The following is a 17,096-nucleotide window of genomic DNA, read 5'->3' as shown; positions in this document are numbered from 1 at the left end:
TCACTCCTTCGGTGGGCGGCCCGGCGCGCGAATGTCTTTGGCCTCCTTCGGCATTCGGCCCTGCTCGCTCAGTGCTCGACGCAGTAGGAACTCGATCTGAGCGTTGGTGCTTCGGAGCTCGTCGGAGGCCCAGCGGGCAAGAGCGTCGTGCACCGCTGGGTCCAGCCGAAGCAGAATTTTCTTACGCTCGACGGCCATGGCTCACTGGTACAGCGATCCGGTGTTGACGACGGGCTGGGTATCGCGATCGCTGCACAACACCACGAGCAGATTCGACACCATGGCCGCTTTCCGCTCCTCGTCGAGTTCCACGACGTGTTTCTCCTCGAGCTTCGAGAGTGCCATCTCCACCATTCCCACCGCACCTTCGACGATCTGCTGACGCGCTGCGATGACAGCTCCGGCCTGCTGGCGTCGCAGCATGGCCTGCGCGATCTCCGGAGCATAGGCAAGACGGTTGATGCGGGTCTCGATCACCTCGACGCCGGCCGATCGCACCCGCGCGTGTACTTCCTCCGACATGGCGGCGGTGATCTCGTCGGCGTTCTCGCGCAACGACATTCGTCCTTCGGCGTCGTACGGGTAGCTACCGGCGATATGCCGAACCGCAGATTCGGTCTGAACGGCCACGAACTCCTCGTAATCGTCGACCTGGAAGGACGCCAGGGCGGTATCGGCAACCTGCCAGACGACGATGGCAGAGATCTCGATCGGATTGCCGTCGGCGTCGTTGACCTTCGATTGACCGGTCTCGTGGTTGCGAATTCGCGTCGAGATGGCCCTGCGGTACGTCAACGGATTGGTCCAGCGCAGCCCCGGTGTACGCAGCGTCCCGCTGTACGAACTGCCGAGTAGCTGCAGAACGCGAGCTTGATTCGGTTGCACCAGAGTCAATCCCATGAGTGCCGGCAGCGAGAGCACGAACAGGACGACTCCGACGACCGTGAGCCCCACCACGGAGAAGACCAGTCCGAGAGCGAACGCGGCGATTCCGCCGAGAAACAGCGCGAGACCGACGCCGAGCATCGACCAGCCGGGTAGATCCCAGCCGGTGCGCTCGGCAATGGTGGTGGTCGGAGTACCCGTCGGCTTCTCGGCGACGGTAGTGGGTACGGACATCGGAACCTCCCTCTCGTGAGTGATACTAAAGTGATATCACATTATCGACCGAGTGGGGGACGGTTCGACGGAGCTGCGGTCTCGGGATGGTGGGGGAGTCAGCGTCGGAACCACGCCGACGGGTCGTCGGCGATGGCCTTCTCGATCCGCAATCGTGAGGTGGCCGTGAGGTTTTCGGGTAGGCCGTCGAGTTCGAACCAGGCCACGTCGAGGTTCTCGTCGTCGGCGACATGAGGAGTGCCGCCGGTGTAGCGAGCGAGGAACGTGATGTCCAGATATTGCGCGACGTCGCCGTTGGGGTAGGTGATGGGCTCTGTCACGTCGACGCTCGTCAGGCGCACGATCGTGGCGTCCACACCGGTCTCCTCACCGATCTCACGCAGCGCGGCGGGTGCAGGTTCCTCGCCGGGCTCGAGGATTCCGGACACCACCGCCCAGGTGTTGTTGTCCGCCCGCAGAGTCAGCAGCACGCGCCGATCGTCGTCGAGAACGACAGCGCTGACGCCGGACAGCCACAGCGGGGACGTGCCGACGACGCTGCGCAGCGCCTGAACGAAGTCCGGAATGGGCATCGCGTCAGGACACGTAGGCGTTCAGAGAAGCGGACAGGTCGGCCAGAACCGCCCGCGCCGCGACGACCCCGCTGCCCGACCAGACCGTGTCGTTCACCACGAACACCCGCCCGTCGGTGACCGAGCCGAGAGCGTGCCACGCGTCGCCGTCCATCACCTCACGGCCGAAGGTCTCGCCGTCCGGACCCGCGAATCGCACGTAGACGATGTCGCCCTCGACGGGCTCCAGGTTGCCGGGCTCGACCGAGAAACCGGTGTCACGCTGATTCTGTGGCCGTGCAACGCCGACCTCGGCGAGCACCTGGCCCGCGAAGGAATCCTGGCCGTCGACCTCGACGGAGTCGGCATCGAATCGGACGACCGACGCCTGCGTCTGGGTTGCATCGATCTCGCGACCGACGCGTTCGGCATCCGCGGAGAACGACGCGAGCTGGTCGAATCCTGCCTGGCCTCGACCCAAGGCGGCTGCGGACTGCAGAAAGGTGTCTTTCCATCCCTGTCCGGTTGCGGTGAACACGGTCGGCGCGATGGCAGTCAGCGAATCGTAGGTATCGGATCCGAGAGAATCGGCACCCAGGATCAGGTCCGGGGCGAGGGCGGCGATCGCATCGAGGTCGGGGGCACCGACCGGGCCGACCGACGGAACCGACGCCAGGCCGGTACCCAGGTACAGCGGTTGGTCTCCGTCTCCCCGGAAGTCGGGGTCGAGCGTGGCCGCGCCGACGACGCGTTCCCAGATCCCGACCGCGCAGCTGGCGTCGAGGCCTGCAGCGTCGAGGACGACGATGCGCTGTGGATCGGCCGGGATGGCACTGATTCCCTCGGCGTGCCCGACGGGGCGCGTATCGCCCTCGACTCCCGTCGGGTCGAGTGGGGCAAGTGCGGGACACAGTCCGACGGTGTCCCGGTTGTTACCGACCACCCCCGCTCCGGCAATGTTCGTCGTACTGCGAACGATGGTGGATGCGTCGTCCTCGGTCGCGGAGTCGGAGCATCCGGTCAACGCCACGGCTGCCATCAGACAGACAGCGGCCGCCGTGCCCGTGGTGTGTGGCGCGAACCGGCGGGGGAGTCGTGGTCGAAGTGGCAACGCGGAACTTCTTTCTGCGGGTCGGGTGGTCTCACACAGTAACGGAAATCGCCTCGCGCAGAGCACTGCCGCGGACCCTTCTCGGCCATCTGTTCGCACGGTGTTCCGGGGTGTGCCGGCGGGCTCGTAAAGGCCGACGGCGCAGGCAGATCGCACCCCGAACCATGGTTCGATCGAATCCAATACGACACACGGTAGGACCGGTTCGGCAAGCGCCGGTCCGACGGTCTACGATTCGAGTAGCGCACGACTAGTGACGTCGCCTCGTGATTCGGGGTCGGACGCGCAATCAGGAGGATCTGTGACTGCCCTAGCGCCTAGGCCCGCTCCCGCGGTGGATGCTGCTCGGCCTTTCCCGCCGCGGATGGGACCGAAGGGTTCGTTCATCCACAAGGCGGTGACCACAACCGATCCCAAGGTTCTCGGGATCATGTACATCGCGACGTCGTTCGCCTTCTTCCTCGTCGGTGGACTGATGGCGCTGTTGATGCGCGCCGAGTTGGCCGTGCCGGGGATGCAGTTCCTGTCCAACGAGCAGTACAACCAGCTGTTCACGATGCACGGCACCATCATGTTGCTGCTGTACGCAACGCCGATCGTGTTCGGCTTCGCCAACTACATTCTTCCGCTGCAGATCGGTGCGCCGGACGTGGCGTTCCCGCGTCTCAACGCGTTCTCCTACTGGCTGTACCTGTTCGGTGCGCTGATCACCACGGCCGGCTTCATCACCCCGGGTGGCGCGGCCGACTTCGGATGGACGGCGTACACGCCGCTCACCTCTGCTCTGCACTCGCCCGGTGTCGGTGCCGACCTGTGGATCATGGGCCTCGCCGTCGCCGGTCTGGGAACCATCCTCGGTGGCGTCAACATGATCACCACGGTGATCTGCCTCCGCGCCCCCGGTATGACGATGTTCCGGATGCCCATCTTCACCTGGAACATCCTGGTCACGTCGATTCTGATCCTGCTGGCGTTCCCGCTGCTGACCGCCGCACTGCTCGGCCTTGCCGCCGACCGCCACCTGGGCGCGCATCTCTTCGACCCGGCAACGGGCGGAGTGCTGCTGTGGCAGCACCTGTTCTGGTTCTTCGGGCACCCCGAGGTCTACATCATCGCGTTGCCGTTCTTCGGAATCGTGTCCGAGGTGTTCCCGGTCTTCTCCCGCAAGCCGATCTTCGGTTACTCGGGTCTGATCTACGCGACGATCGCCATCGCTGCACTGTCGATCGCCGTGTGGGCCCACCACATGTACGCCACCGGCGCGGTACTGCTGCCGTTCTTCTCGTTCATGACATTCCTCATCGCTGTTCCGACCGGTGTGAAGATCTTCAACTGGGTCGGCACGATGTGGCGCGGACAGGTCACGCTCGAAACGCCCATGCTGTTCTCGATCGGCTTCCTGATCACGTTCGTGTTCGGCGGACTGACCGGTGTGCTGTTGGCTTCGCCTCCCATCGACTTCCAGGTCACCGACACGTACTTCGTCGTCGCCCACTTCCACTACGTGGTGTTCGGCACCGTGGTGTTCGCGACCTACGCAGGAATCTACTTCTGGTTCCCGAAGATGACGGGCCGGATGATGGACGAGGCTCTGGGCAAGTGGCACTTCTGGCTGACGTTCTTCGGATTCCATGCGACGTTCCTGGTGCAGCACTGGCTCGGTAACGAAGGCATGCCGCGTCGCTACGCCGACTACCTGCCGTCCGACGGCTTCACCGAACTGAACATCATCTCGACCATCGGTGCGTTCATCCTCGGTGCCTCGACGCTGCCGTTCGTCTGGAACGTGTTCAAGTCGTACCGATACGGTGAGGTCGTCACCGTCGACGATCCGTGGGGTTACGGAAACTCGTTGGAGTGGGCCACCTCGTGCCCGCCCCCGAGGCACAACTTCACCGAGCTGCCCCGGATTCGTTCCGAGCGTCCGGCGTTCGAGCTGCACTACCCGCACATGGTCGAGCGGATGCGGTCCGAGGCGCACGTCGGTCCTGGTGCTCACGGTGGCAAGACCACCGCGGTACTCGAACAGGCCCGCCGGGCTCCGATCGCCACCAGCGATCACGAAGGTTCGGGCGACCCGGATCCCCGGTAGTCCACAGCACAGCGAGAGCCCCTCCCGGCTACCGGGCGGGGCTCTTCGCTTGCGACAATCTTTCCTGCGCGTCCGGCCCGTTCGGCGGCAGTCGCGGGACACGAGCAGGGCACACCAGTAATGGGGGGACAGTGCGAAAGGGAGATTCGGTGAGATCGAGCGACACTGCGGTGTTGGTAACGGTGACGGGACCCGACAAACCAGGTGTCACATCGGTGCTGTTCGCGGCCCTGTCGCGGCACGACGTCAGCCTGCTCGACGTGGAGCAGGTGGTCATCCGCAACAGGCTGACCCTCGGGGTGTTGCTGACCTGTCCACGCGATCCCGAGGCGCTCCAGGAAGAACTCGAAGACGCGATGGCCACCGTGGGCGTCCATGTCGATGTCGAAATCGACGCGGCACAGAACGGTGGACGCACGCTGGCCACGCATGTCGTCGTCGTGCTCGGCCGTCCGGTCACCGCGCGAGCGTTCAGCACCATCTCGAGGGAATTGGCCCGGCAGGGGACCAATATCGATTCCATCCGTGGGATCGCGGACTACCCGGTGACGGGCCTCGAACTTCAGGTCACCGCCACCGACACCTCGCCTGAGGCAGACCTCCAGCTACGCACCGGCCTCGCCGCGATCGCAGCGGGAATCGGCGTCGACATCGCAGTGGAACGAGCCGGCATCGCACGGAGGTCGAAACGACTCATCGTGTTCGACGTGGACTCGACGTTGGTCCAGGGCGAGGTCATCGAGATGCTTGCCGCCCGGGCCGGGCGCGAAGACGAGGTACGTGCCGTCACCGAGGCGGCGATGCGCGGGGAGATCGACTTCGCCGAGTCGTTGGAACAGCGTGTCGCGGCGCTGGCAGGCCTCGACGCCTCCGTCATCGACGACGTCGCCGACAGCTTGGAGCTGACGGCAGGGGCTCGAACGACCATCCGGACGCTTCGCCGCCTCGGCTTCGCCTGCGGTGTCGTATCGGGTGGATTCCGCCAGGTGATCGAGGGCCTGGCTCACGAACTCGAACTCGACTATGTCAAGGCGAACACACTCGAGATCGTCGACGGGAAGTTGACCGGTCGCGTCATCGGCGACGTCGTCGACCGCGCTGCGAAGGCGACCGCACTGCGGGAGTTCGCCGCCCAAGCCGGAGTGCCGATGGAGCAGACGGTCGCGGTCGGCGACGGTGCCAACGACATCGACATGCTCACCGCGGCCGGGCTCGGCGTTGCGTTCAACGCCAAGCCCGCGCTTCGCGAGATCGCCGATACTGCGATCTCGCACCCGTACTTGGACGCCGTCCTGTTCATTCTCGGGGTCACCCGAAACGAGATCGAAGCCGCGGATGCCGTCGACGGGGGAGTCCGCCGCGTCCCGATCCCATGACCGACGCCCCCGCCGTCGGCGACTCCGTCGATCGGGACCGTGCCGGGTCGACGTCCGATACGGCTGAACCCGAGCAGTTCTCGGACGCCAACACGTTCGCCTCGCGTCACGCCGAGTTGGCCCGCGGCTATGGCGGCGCGGACGATCCCGAGGACCCGTCGGAGGTTCTGGCGATGCCCATGGTGCTGCACATACCCAAGGCCGATCCGCCGGTGCGCAACGACCTACTCGAAGCCGCCGCCCGAGCCGTCGTGGCGCTGTGCCTCGACCCACGGGTCGGTGTCGACGCCTCGTGGCACGAGCCTTTCGTCGCGTGGACCTCGGCGCGGATCAGGAAGGTGGCCCGCCGTGCCCGCGGCGCGCAATGGACTGCAGCGCAGGAAGTTCCGGGTGTCACGGTCGACGTCGGGAACGCTTCGGCCCGTGCTTTCGTGCCGGGCCGCGTCGGCGATCTGGATCCGCGCATCAAGCGTCTTCAGATCGGCGGCACCGACGTGCCGGCCGAGGAAGAGTCACCGCCGAGCGCCGGTCCGGTGCTGTGGATCGACGCGTCCCTGTCGATGACAGTGGGCAAGGCCGCGGCGCAGGTGGGTCATGCGTCGATGTTGCTGGCCGGTGCGATGAGCCTCGACGACTGTCGAGCCTGGGCCGATTCCGGTTTCGCCTGTTCGGTTCGATCGGCGGATCCGGAGCAGTGGGCGCACGCGCTGGACGAGGTCCGCGCGGGTCGCGCCGTCGCAGTTCGAGATGCTGGTTTCACTGAAGTGGCTCCCGGTTCGACGACCGTGATCGCTGTCCGGACGTAACGCAGCATCGGTCGGGGTCCACTGTCGCATAACTGGCTATCGAACGAGGTATCCAGTGGCCGGACACTGACACCATGCCTTTCTCACCGCTACGCGTCGCCGGCCGTCGTCTCCCGTCTCGCCTGACGGCGCTCTACGTCGGCCTGTGGCTGTACGGCGCGTCCATGTCGCTGATGATCGCCGGTGGACTCGGAGTCAACCCCTGGGATGTGTTCCACCAAGGTCTGTCGCGGCACCTGTCGCTCAGCTTCGGAACCATCACTGCCATCACCGGCGTGGCGGTGCTCCTGATGTGGATACCGCTGCGGCAGCGTCCGGGTTTGGGGACCGTGAGCAACGTGATCGTCATCGCTGTCGCCGTGGATACGACGTCGGCGATTCTGCCCCATCTGGACGGGCCGATCGTTCGGACACTGGCAATGGTGTCGGGCATCGTCGTCAATGCCTTCGCCACGGCGCTCTACATCGGTGCGGGAATGGGCCCGGGCCCCCGAGACGGTTTGATGACCGGGTTGGTGGCGCGCACCGGATGGTCGATTCGCCTCACTCGCACGGGAATCGAACTGACAGTGGTACTCACCGGCTGGCTGCTCGGCGGAACTCTCGGTGTCGGTACGGTGCTCTACGCGCTCGGGGTAGGACCGCTCGTGCAGCTGTTCATGACTCACCTACCGGCGCTGCGGAACACGAGAACGGTCGAGCCGGTCACCGAAATCTTCGAACCTGCCTCCAGTGCAGTGGTATCGGGTGGGACGCCGTCCACGCGAGAGGAATCGAGGACGGGCACAAATCGAGACGACGACCAACTGGGGCAGGCCAGCGTGATTTCGGCGGGACCGCCGGAATGCAAGATCAGCAACGAACTCGCGTCGTCCACCTGCCCGCCGTCGGAGGCGTAGGAACGCACGTCGGACCCGTCGACCCAGGCGGAGATCGTGCGCACCGAATCGTCGTTCCATCTGTCGTGATCGAATTCGATTCCGGCGGAATCGAACCAGACGAGGTCCGGTCGACCGGTCGGCGTCGCCCGTCCGGTGAAGAACTCCTGCTGACGCAGTGTCGGGGCGCTCGCACGTACGCGCAGCAGGCGCGCGACGAAGCGAATCATGTTCTGGTCCGCGCTGTCCCAGTCGACGGCCCAGGCGTCGGATGCCGGTGCATCGTGAGATACGCAGTAGGCGTTGTTGTTTCCGCCCTGGCTGTGGCCGAGTTCGTCACCTGCGAGCAGCATCGGTGTTCCGGTCGACAGCGTCAGGGTGGCAAGCAGAGCACGGACGTGTCGTCCACGGTCTCCGAGGACGGAGGGATCGTCGGTCGGACCCTCGACGCCGTAGTTGACCGACGAGTTGTTGTCGGTGCCGTCTCTGTTCTCTTCGCCGTTGGCTTCGTTGTGCTTTCGTTCGTACGAGACCAGATCGTGTGCGGTGAATCCGTCGTGTGCGGTGACGAAATTGATCGACGCCCACGGCAGTCGACCGCTGCCGGCATAGAGGTCCTCGGAACCGGCCAGGCGGGAAGCCAATTCGCGCACTCCGTGATGGCCGGCCCAGAATCCTCGCACGGTATCTCGGTAGCGGTCGTTCCACTCGGACCACATGACCCCGAAGTTGCCCACCTGATATCCGGCACCGGTCGCATCCCAGGGTTCGGCGATCAACTTGACGTCCGACAGCACCGGATCGGTACCGATCGCCGTCAACAGCGGTGCACGAGAATCGAATCGCCAACCGCCCGGTCGGCCGAGCGTGCTGGCCAGGTCGAATCGGAATCCGTCCACGCCCATGTCCTGCACCCAGTACCGCAGGCTGTCGCACACCATGCGGACCACGGCGGGAGACGCCGAATCGAGTGTGTTGCCGCAACCGGTCAGGTCGACGTCGGATCCGCGACCGTCGAGCAGGTAGTACCCCGGCGCGTCGAGACCCCGCCAACTGATCGACGGCCCGTCGACCGCGGATTCACACGTGTGGTTGTAGACCACGTCGAGAATTACTTCGATCCCTGCGCTGTGCAACGCGTCGACCATCGTCCGGAACTCGTCCACTTCGTTGCCTCGCACGGCGGCGAAACGCGGATCGGGAGCGAAATACGCGCCCGTGGAGTAGCCCCAATGGTTTCGCATCCCTCGAGCGCGCACGCCGGGTTCGGTGAACGTGGTGTGGACCGGCAGCAATTCGACCGACGTGATGCCCGTTCGAGCCAGGTGTTCGAGTACGGCCGGTTGCGCGAGCCCGAGGTAGGTGCCACGAAGGTGTTCGGGTACGCCGTTGTGGCGCGCGGTGAACGACCCGACGTGCAATTCGTAGAGCACGGTTCTGTCCCAGGGAACGGCAGGCCTCACCGGTCGGTCGCCGTTGTCCGACGGTCCGCGGACGACGCCGAGCGGGAGGTGGCCGAGGGAATCGCGACTGCTGGGGGCTCCGAACGGGTCGTCCTCGTAGGCCAACAGGGCCGCGGGATCCCCGAAGTCACCGGACACCTGGCGGGCGGACGGGTCGAGCAGGATCTTGGCCCCGTTGAATCGTCGGCCCGAGTGGGGATCCCAGGTGCCGTGCGCGCGAAAGCCGTACCGCACGCCTGGCCCGACGTCAGGGACGAAGGCATGTCTGATGCCGAAAGTCCGGTTGGTCAACTCCACACGCCGCTCGCCGCCGTCCGGGTCGATCAGACATACCTCGACGCCATCCGCACCGGGAGCGTGGACTGCGAATTGCGTACCAGTGGGGTGCACAGTGGCACCCAGGGGGAACGGCTGCCCGGGCGGGTTCACGCGAGTGACCCCGTCGACAGGACGGCGGGAGGTGCGAGGTACATCGTCAATGGGCGACACGCGTGCACATCCTGCCGTGTCTGCGCGGGGAGTGTGCGGGAGGATAGGAGCCGTGTCTGAACCGGATCCCGACCTGCTCGTAGATTTCACCGATGTCGTAGTCCGCCGAGGTGGCGTGACGTTGGTGGGTCCCGTCACCTGGAAGGTGGAACTGGACGAACGGTGGGTCGTACTCGGGCCCAACGGTGCAGGTAAGACGTCGCTGCTCCGTATCGCTGCCGCCGAGATCCATCCCACGTCCGGTGTCGCTCACGTCCTCGGTGAGGTGATGGGCAGAACCGATGTCTCGGAACTGCGTCCTCGAATCGGCCTGTCGTCGTCCTCGTTGGCGCACCGAATCCCTGCCGACGAACTGGTCTCCGATCTGGTCGTATCCGCCGGCTATTCCGTGCTGGGGCGCTGGCGGGAGAAGTACGACGCGATCGACACCGAACGGGCCGTCGAGATGCTCGAAAGCCTCGGGGCCGAACATCTGGCGACGCGGACCTACGGCACCCTGTCGGAGGGTGAGCGAAAGCGTGTACTGATCGCCCGTGCCCTGATGACCGACCCCGAACTGCTGTTGCTGGACGAGCCCGCTGCCGGCCTCGATCTCGGCGGCCGCGAGGAACTGGTGGCCCGGTTGGCCGATCTGGCTGCCGACCCCGACGCTCCCGCGACCGTGCTGATCACCCACCACGTGGAGGAAATTCCGCCCGGCTTCAGCCACGCACTACTCCTCAAGGAGGGCGGCGTGGTTGCGCAAGGCCTGGTCGACGATGTCATCACGGCGGAGAACCTGACCGAGGCGTTCAGCCAGTCGATCACGCTCGATCGCGTCGACGGTCGCTACTTCGCGCGGCGCACGCGCGCTGCCGGGGCGCACCGCCGCTAGAGCGGACCCCGTGCCCGGGCGCGCCGGCTCAGCGGTACGTTGCGGAGATGAGCTCGAGCACCGCCGCCGATCCCGTTCCAGCACGTGATGCGTCGACCGTCATTCTGATCCGTGACGGCCGATCACAACCCGGCATCGAGGTGTTCCTTCTCGAACGCGTCGGCGGGATGGCGTTCGCGGGCGGCATGACGGTATTTCCCGGCGGCGGTGTGGATCCGTCGGATGCGGCCGCGGACATCGAGTGGGCAGGTCCGCCGCCGTCGTGGTGGGCCGACCGGTTCGGTACCGACGAGGGGAAGGCGCAGGCGTTGGTGTGCGCAGCGGCACGCGAGACGTTCGAGGAGTGCGGCGTGTTGTTGGCCGGTCCGACGGCGGATTCGGTGGTCGCCGACACCGCCCCGTTCTCTGCGGAACGCGGTCGACTGGAACGCCGGGAGCTCTCGTTCGCCCAGTTTCTCACCGACCACGATCTGGTTCTGCGAGCAGATCTGCTGCGGCCGTGGTCGCACTGGATCACCCCGATCGGTGAAGCCCGACGGTACGACACGAGGTTCTTCGTTGCCGTGCTCCCCGAGGGGCAGAACGCCGACGGTGAGACCAGCGAGGCGGCGTCGGTGAGCTGGCGCTCGGCCGAGGACGCGTTGACGGACTGGCGTTCGGGGACCACCGTCCTGCTGCCACCGACGTGGAGCCAGCTCGATGCGCTCGGCCGTTTCGACACGGTGGCCGACGTTCTCGATCACGAGCAGACGATCGCGGCGGTCCTGCCCGTCCTGACCCGGGAGAACGGCACCGTCCGAGTGGAGTTCGACGGCGAGGACGCGTACTACGCGGGCACGGTCCATCCCTGGTCGGATCGCTGAACTCGGGCGCGGTAGCCTTCGGCCATGGCTGAGTTCGTGACTCTCGAAGTATCCGACGGTATCGGCACCATTCGCTTGGATCGCCCACCGATGAACGCGCTCAATCGTCAGGTGCAGGAGGAGATCCGGGCTGCGGCACGCGAAGCCACCGTGAACTCCGACGTCAGAGCGGTCATCGTCTACGGCGGCGAAAAGGTGTTCGCGGCCGGTGCCGACATCAAGGAAATGGCGGCCATGTCCGTCGTCGAGATGACCGATATCGCGGCGGAACTGCAGTCTGCCCTCGGCTCGCTCAGCACGATTCCCAAACCGGTCGTGGCCGCAGTGACCGGATACGCACTGGGCGGTGGACTCGAGGTCGCGCTCGGCGCGGACCGACGCATCGCCGGAGACAATGCCAAGCTCGGCGTTCCCGAGGTGCTGCTCGGAGTCATTCCAGGGGGCGGCGGCACGCAGCGCCTGGCCCGTCTGATCGGGCCCAGTCGCGCCAAGGACATGGTCTTCACCGGCCGTTTCGTCGGAGCCGAGGAGGCCCTGCGCATCGGTTTGGTGGACGAGGTGGTCGCGCCGGACGAGGTGTACAACGCGGCACGCGCATGGGCGGGGCAGTTCACGACCGGAGCGTCACGCGCTCTGGCTGCGGCCAAGGCGTCCATAGATCAGGGGTTGGACGTCGACCTGACCAACGGACTGCGCGTCGAGGCACAGCAGTTCGCGGCCCTGTTCGCCACCGAGGACCGCACCGTCGGGATGGAATCCTTCATCGCGAACGGACCGGGTAAGGCCGCTTTCACCGGGCGTTGAGCATCGAGGTCGGTGGACGAACTTGTTCCATGGCTACCGGATAGTAGGCTCGCCTCATGACTGCAAGCCCCCACGACGGTGCGAATCGACCGACTGCTTCTGTGACGCCTCTCGTCTCGGCCGAGGCGCGAGACCGCGAGGTCGATCCGGCACCGAATCCGCACGCCACGGCCGAGCAGGTCGAGGCAGCGCGGTCGGACACCAAACTGGCGCAGGTGCTCTACCACGACTGGGAAGCCGAGACCTACGACGACAAGTGGTCGATCTCCTACGACGAGCGCTGCATCGATTACGCCCGAGGCAGGTTCGATCAGGCGGTGTCCGGTGACGCATCGGCTCGAGCGGCTCTGCCGTACGGTCGTGCGCTCGAATTGGGTTGTGGCACAGGTTTCTTCTTGCTCAACCTGATGCAGGCCGGGATTGCCGACAAGGGCTCGGTCACCGACCTCTCACCCGGAATGGTCAAGGTCGCGCTGCGCAACGCCGAGCACCTCGGACTCGAAGTGGACGGCCGGGTGGCCGACGCAGAAACGATTCCGTACGACGACGACACCTTCGATCTGGTGGTCGGTCACGCCGTGCTCCACCACATCCCGGACGTCGAGCAGTCTCTTCGAGAAGTTCTGCGCGTTCTCAAGCCGGGTGGACGCTTCGTCTTCGCAGGCGAGCCCACCACGGTGGGCAACTTCTACGCGCGCTGGCTGGGCCGTATCACCTGGGAAGCGACCACTCGTGCCACCAAGCTGCCGTTCCTGGCGGACTGGCGCAAACCACAGGAAGAACTCGACGAGTCCTCGCGAGCTGCAGCACTCGAGGCCGTCGTGGACCTGCACACGTTCGATCCGACCGACCTCGAGAACATCGCGTTGTCGGCGGGTGCCGAGGCCGTTCAGGCGAACACCGAAGAATTCGCTGCCGCTCTGCTCGGGTGGCCGGTGCGCACGTTCGAGGCCGCCGTTCCGGCAGGCAAGCTCGGCTGGAACTGGGCCAAGTTCGCGTTCAACGGGTGGAAGACGCTGAGCTGGGTCGACGAGAAGGTCTTGCAGCACGTGGTACCGCGAGGCATGTTCTACAACGTGATGATCACCGGAACCAAGCCCGCGCCCCGCGCTTGATTCGTTCCACCACCGTCGGCGGTACGGCCGACGCTGCATCGATCGGTCCCAACCGTGGGCTATGACTTCACCGGCACCGACCTCGACTTTCTGCGAAGCGAGGCCGGTGCCGAGGCACTCGGTGCAGTCGACCGACTCGAGCTCGATGCGCGAACTTCGCTGCGCGATATCGCCTCGGTACGTGCCCGCTACCCCGAGCACGTTGCGGCCCTCGTCGAGACGGTGACGGTGCGGCGGAAAGCACGGGCGAAGCTGCTGGGGTCCGACGGCTGGCTCGTCACCGACGACGCGGTTCAGCAGGCGACGCCGACGACCGTCGCTCGCAGGCGCGCGGCCCGCCTGGCCGGACGGCGGGTGCACGATGTCACCTGTTCCATCGGCAGCGAGCTGGCGGCGTTGGTCGACACGGCGGCCGTCGCGGTCGGAAGTGACCTGGACCCGATTCGGGTGCGCATGGCTGCCCACAACGTGCCTTCCGCGACGGTACTGCGCGCCGACGCACTGACCCCGACGACGCGGGGGACCGTGATCGTGGCCGATCCCGGACGACGCGTCGGTGGTCGCCGACGGCACGATCCCGCGGCGCTCGAGCCTCCGTTGCCGCATCTCCTCGACGCGTATCGGGGGCGAGATCTGGTCGTCAAATGCGCGCCCGGGTTGGATTTCGATGCCCTCGATTGGCCCGGTGAGATCGAGGTGGTCTCCCTCGACGGGGGAGTACGCGAGGCGTGCCTATGGTCGGAAGGTCTCGGCGACAGCGGAATTCGGCGTCGTGCCGCGGTCCTGCGATCCGACGGAAGTGCGCTCGAGATTACCGACGCCGAGTCGGACGAGATTCCCGTTCGGCCGCCCGGTGATTACATCGTGGATCCGGACGGTGCGGTCGTGCGGGCCGGGCTGGTGCGGCACTACGGTGCCAAATTCGGCCTCTGGCAATTGGATCCGAGGATCGCGTACCTGACGGGCGAAGCCGTACCCGTCGGCGTGCGTGGTTTCCGAATCCTCGAGCAGTCGAAGTTCTCGGAGAAAGTGCTTCGGCAGCAACTGAATCGACTGGGGTGTGGCGCGGTGGAGATCCTGGTGCGCGGAGTCGACGTGGATCCCGCGTTGCTCAGGCCCAAACTCAAGCTGCGGGGCCGGGTCTCGCTGTCGGTCGTCATCACTCGCATCGAGCGCTCGGCCGTGGCGTTCGTCTGCGAGCCGGGCGCGGTCCGTCAGCCGGTGTAGGTGAAGATCTCGCCCAGGTAGCTCGCCGTGACGACCTGCCCGTCGGGACCGACGGACGTGCCCACGGTGGTGCCGACGACATCGGGTAAGGGCTGCGAATCGATGCTGTCGCCCGTCGTCGCGTCGAACGTGAGCAGAGCCAGTCCGTCGCCGTCGCGAACGACGGTGTGGCCGCGCCCGTCCGCGGATTGTGCTGCTGCCCCGGCCTGTTCGACGTCGTCGCGAACCCACACGCGCTCGGCCGAGTCGCCGTTGTCTCGAAGTCCCATCAGGGTGCCGTCGCCGCCGGCCGGGACGATGGTGCCGTCCGAGGCGATCGATGGACTGCCTCCGATTCCGAGTCCCGTGCCCTCGGTCCACTTCTGTTTCCCGTCCGAGGTGTCGAATGCGGTCAGTCGCCCGTCGACGTCGGCGATGTAGACCGTCGATCCGTCCTCGGAGAGCACCGGGCTCGATGCGACGCCTGCAGGGAGGAGGTCCGAGGACCACCGTTCGACGAGTCCAGGTGCGCCGTCGCGGGAGTACTGCAGCGAGACGAGTTGCGGCGCAATCGAACCGGGTCGCCACAGGGTCAGGTAGATGGCGTCGCTGTCGCGGTCCACCGCGGGCGCGGCGGGCACAGCGCATTCGGATTCGCCCGAACTGCACTGGGCGAGTCCGGTGTCCATCGGCTCGAAGTCCGCATCGGGGTCGGTCAAGAAGTCCGGGGCCGGAACGAGATCGAGGATGGGTACTCGCAGTTGGCCGTTCTGGGAATCGAGGACACTGACCTGACCCATCTGGGTGATCGACAGCACGCTGCCGTCGCCCAAGAACTGGGCGGATTTCGGAACACCGTATACCGGTGTACGCCAACGTAATTGCCCATGATCGTTGTACGAGTTAAGCCCGCCTTCGTCGCCGATGTAGACATTGATCGCAGAATCGACGGTGGGGGTGGCGGTCACCACGGAAGGGCCGATCCGGTTGCACCAGCGCTTGCGGGCGGACTCGATCTCGAACGAGAACAGATTGCAACCCGATTCGGTTGCGGCAGTGACGAACATCTGACCGTTCGAGCCGATCGATACCGGTGACGTCACGGTGCCGCCGGTGGGTCGAGTCCAGTCCAGCGTCAGTGGAGCACCGACCGATACGTCCGTCGAGCCACTGTTGCGGAGGTTCGCGTGCGCCGCGGGCCAGGAGTCGGGCGAGAGCGGTTCGATGGCAGCAGGTTCCGTGCTGCACCCGGCAAGGGTCAACAGGACCGTCGCAGCCACTGCAGTCAGACCCTTGCCTGCTCCGGACGTCGAACCTGCACCGAACCCGACACGCATTCGAGCACTCCCCATGATGTCCGTTGTGCCCTTTCGATCGGCGGTCGCTCGGCCCGTTGCGCCGATGCCCGGGCATCGGTCGAGAGACAACACTAGCCCGCTGACGGGTGCCGGCAGAGAGCGGGCGAGCGAGAAACTAGGGTGAACGTCCATGACGAGTATGTGGAACGCGCCGCTGCGAACACGCTGGCGCGGGTCGAGACGACGCGACAGCGAGCAGGCGCGGTTTCTCACGCGGGCGTCCCTCGACTGGGTGCTCGCCAACAAGGCCTACACCCCCTGGTACCTGGTTCGGTACTACCGTCTGGCCAAGTTCAAGCTCGCGAACCCGCACGTGATCCTGCGGGGCATGGTCTTCCTCGGCAAGAACGTCGAGATTCACTCCACCCCTGAACTGTCTCGCCTCGAGATCGGTCGGTGGGTCCACATCGGCGACGGCAATGCCATCCGGTGCCACGAGGGTTCGCTCCGCATCGGAGACAAAGTGGTGTTCGGCAAGGACAACGTCGTCAACACCTACCTCGACATCGAGATCGGCGCGTCGACGCTCGTGGCCGACTGGTGCTACATCTGCGATTTCGACCACCGGATGGACGACGTGAACATGCCCATCAAGGACCAGGGAATCGTCAAGGGCCCGGTACGAATCGGACCCGACACCTGGATCGCCGCCAAGGTGACGATCCTGCGGGAAACCAGAATCGGGCGAGGCTGCGTCCTCGGTGCCCATGCCGTCGTCAAGGGTGAGATTCCGGACTACAGCATCGCCGTCGGTGCCCCGGCCAAAGTCGTCCGCAATCGCAAGACGGCCTGGGAGGCCGGCGCAGCCGAGCGAGCGAAGTACATCGCGGCGCTCGAAGACATCGCGCGCAAGAAGGCTCTCGGTCAGGCCGAGGCGGCGCGGGAGAGCTGAGACCCATGTGATGCTCCTATGAGTGTCAAGTGGCAGTTTTCTGGGTGAGAAGTTGGAACATTTCGCGGGCGACGGCTCGTTTGAGGCAGCGGATTATGT

General features: G+C 65.8%; 15 protein-coding genes. 9 read left to right on the top strand and 6 right to left on the bottom strand.

The window, feature by feature from the left end:
- The 4 genes from J2X62_RS21885 to J2X62_RS21870 all read right to left on the bottom strand — a co-directional run bounded on the left by J2X62_RS21885 (position 1) and on the right by J2X62_RS21870 (position 2,709).
- Positions 1 to 198, bottom strand: a complete 198-nt coding sequence (locus J2X62_RS21885) for a hypothetical protein (RefSeq protein WP_027496605.1) — start codon at positions 196 to 198, stop codon at positions 1 to 3.
- A 3-nt stretch (positions 199 to 201) separates the two neighbouring features.
- Positions 202 to 1,119, bottom strand: a complete 918-nt coding sequence (locus J2X62_RS21880) for an SPFH domain-containing protein (protein WP_032366350.1) — start codon at positions 1,117 to 1,119, stop codon at positions 202 to 204.
- 98 nt (positions 1,120 to 1,217) lie between these two features.
- Positions 1,218 to 1,691 carry an NUDIX domain-containing protein gene (locus J2X62_RS21875; RefSeq protein WP_027496607.1) on the bottom strand — a complete coding sequence of 158 codons (474 nt, stop codon included), beginning with the start codon at positions 1,689 to 1,691 and terminating at the stop codon, positions 1,218 to 1,220.
- Positions 1,692 to 1,695: 4 nt separating this feature from the next.
- The gene (locus tag J2X62_RS21870) at positions 1,696 to 2,709 is read right to left on the bottom strand and encodes an iron-siderophore ABC transporter substrate-binding protein (RefSeq protein WP_052073790.1); all 1,014 of its coding nucleotides are present in this window, start codon (positions 2,707 to 2,709) and stop codon (positions 1,696 to 1,698) included.
- A gap of 373 nt (positions 2,710 to 3,082) precedes the next feature.
- Here J2X62_RS21870 and ctaD point away from each other — a divergent pair, with 373 nt between their 5' ends.
- The 3 genes from ctaD to J2X62_RS21855 all read left to right on the top strand — a co-directional run bounded on the left by ctaD (position 3,083) and on the right by J2X62_RS21855 (position 7,055).
- Entirely contained in the window at positions 3,083 to 4,873 is a 1,791-nt protein-coding gene (gene ctaD, locus J2X62_RS21865; protein WP_027496609.1) for a cytochrome c oxidase subunit I, read from the top strand.
- A gap of 149 nt (positions 4,874 to 5,022) precedes the next feature.
- Complete coding sequence (gene serB / locus J2X62_RS21860) at positions 5,023 to 6,249, top strand: phosphoserine phosphatase SerB (protein WP_027496610.1); 1,227 nt, start codon at positions 5,023 to 5,025, stop codon at positions 6,247 to 6,249.
- Positions 6,246 to 7,055, top strand: coding sequence for an aminoacyl-tRNA hydrolase (locus J2X62_RS21855; protein ID WP_032366352.1), 810 nt, complete (start codon positions 6,246 to 6,248; stop codon positions 7,053 to 7,055). Before serB ends, J2X62_RS21855 begins: the two co-directional genes overlap by 4 nt.
- A gap of 664 nt (positions 7,056 to 7,719) precedes the next feature.
- Here J2X62_RS21855 and glgX read toward each other — a convergent pair.
- On the bottom strand, positions 7,720 to 9,825 hold the full coding sequence (gene glgX / locus J2X62_RS21845) for a glycogen debranching protein GlgX (RefSeq protein WP_032366353.1): 2,106 nt from the start codon (positions 9,823 to 9,825) through the stop codon (positions 7,720 to 7,722).
- Positions 9,826 to 9,937: 112 nt separating this feature from the next.
- On the opposite strand from glgX, the gene J2X62_RS21840 reads away from it, so the two are divergent.
- Genes J2X62_RS21840 through J2X62_RS21820 form a run of 5 tightly spaced genes read left to right on the top strand, consistent with a single transcriptional unit; the run spans position 9,938 to position 14,768 of the window.
- Complete coding sequence (locus J2X62_RS21840; RefSeq protein WP_027496614.1) at positions 9,938 to 10,759, top strand: ABC transporter ATP-binding protein; 822 nt, start codon at positions 9,938 to 9,940, stop codon at positions 10,757 to 10,759.
- A gap of 47 nt (positions 10,760 to 10,806) precedes the next feature.
- Entirely contained in the window at positions 10,807 to 11,622 is an 816-nt protein-coding gene (locus J2X62_RS21835; protein WP_027496615.1) for an NUDIX domain-containing protein, read from the top strand.
- Positions 11,623 to 11,646: 24 nt separating this feature from the next.
- A complete protein-coding gene (locus J2X62_RS21830) occupies positions 11,647 to 12,426 on the top strand; it encodes an enoyl-CoA hydratase/isomerase family protein (protein ID WP_032366354.1) in 780 nt (259 codons plus the stop codon).
- Positions 12,427 to 12,482: 56 nt separating this feature from the next.
- Entirely contained in the window at positions 12,483 to 13,541 is a 1,059-nt protein-coding gene (locus tag J2X62_RS21825; RefSeq protein ID WP_032366355.1) for a class I SAM-dependent methyltransferase, read from the top strand.
- A gap of 54 nt (positions 13,542 to 13,595) precedes the next feature.
- Positions 13,596 to 14,768, top strand: coding sequence for a THUMP-like domain-containing protein (locus J2X62_RS21820; protein ID WP_310183325.1), 1,173 nt, complete (start codon positions 13,596 to 13,598; stop codon positions 14,766 to 14,768).
- On the opposite strand, the gene J2X62_RS21815 is transcribed toward J2X62_RS21820, so the two are convergent.
- Complete coding sequence (locus J2X62_RS21815) at positions 14,756 to 16,084, bottom strand: PQQ-binding-like beta-propeller repeat protein (RefSeq protein WP_052053371.1); 1,329 nt, start codon at positions 16,082 to 16,084, stop codon at positions 14,756 to 14,758. The two genes, J2X62_RS21820 and J2X62_RS21815, sit on opposite strands and share 13 nt — an antisense overlap.
- A 151-nt stretch (positions 16,085 to 16,235) precedes the next feature.
- Between J2X62_RS21815 and J2X62_RS21810 the strand changes: the two genes are divergently transcribed.
- On the top strand, positions 16,236 to 16,997 hold the full coding sequence (locus J2X62_RS21810) for an acyltransferase (RefSeq protein ID WP_027496620.1): 762 nt from the start codon (positions 16,236 to 16,238) through the stop codon (positions 16,995 to 16,997).
- The last annotated feature ends 99 nt before the right edge of the window (positions 16,998 to 17,096 follow it).

The organism is Rhodococcus sp. 3258, from assembly GCF_031456475.1.
GTDB lineage: Bacteria > Actinomycetota > Actinomycetes > Mycobacteriales > Mycobacteriaceae > Rhodococcoides > Rhodococcoides fascians.
This window is presented reverse-complemented; position numbering and strand designations above follow the sequence as displayed.

What these genes read in the sequence shown, in the direction of transcription:
- J2X62_RS21810 (WP_027496620.1), top strand. Translation starts at nt 16,236, where the DNA reads ATGACGAGTATGTGGAACGCGCCGCTGCGAACACGCTGGCGCGGGTCG.
- J2X62_RS21835 (WP_027496615.1), top strand. Translation starts at nt 10,807, where the DNA reads ATGAGCTCGAGCACCGCCGCCGATCCCGTTCCAGCACGTGATGCGTCG.
- J2X62_RS21875 (WP_027496607.1), bottom strand. Translation starts at nt 1,691, where the DNA reads ATGCCCATTCCGGACTTCGTTCAGGCGCTGCGCAGCGTCGTCGGCACG.
- J2X62_RS21830 (WP_032366354.1), top strand. Translation starts at nt 11,647, where the DNA reads ATGGCTGAGTTCGTGACTCTCGAAGTATCCGACGGTATCGGCACCATT.
- J2X62_RS21870 (WP_052073790.1), bottom strand. Translation starts at nt 2,709, where the DNA reads ATGGCAGCCGTGGCGTTGACCGGATGCTCCGACTCCGCGACCGAGGAC.
- J2X62_RS21825 (WP_032366355.1), top strand. Translation starts at nt 12,483, where the DNA reads ATGACTGCAAGCCCCCACGACGGTGCGAATCGACCGACTGCTTCTGTG.
- J2X62_RS21815 (WP_052053371.1), bottom strand. Translation starts at nt 16,084, where the DNA reads ATGCGTGTCGGGTTCGGTGCAGGTTCGACGTCCGGAGCAGGCAAGGGT.
- J2X62_RS21855 (WP_032366352.1), top strand. Translation starts at nt 6,246, where the DNA reads ATGACCGACGCCCCCGCCGTCGGCGACTCCGTCGATCGGGACCGTGCC.
- J2X62_RS21885 (WP_027496605.1), bottom strand. Translation starts at nt 198, where the DNA reads ATGGCCGTCGAGCGTAAGAAAATTCTGCTTCGGCTGGACCCAGCGGTG.
- J2X62_RS21880 (WP_032366350.1), bottom strand. Translation starts at nt 1,119, where the DNA reads ATGTCCGTACCCACTACCGTCGCCGAGAAGCCGACGGGTACTCCGACC.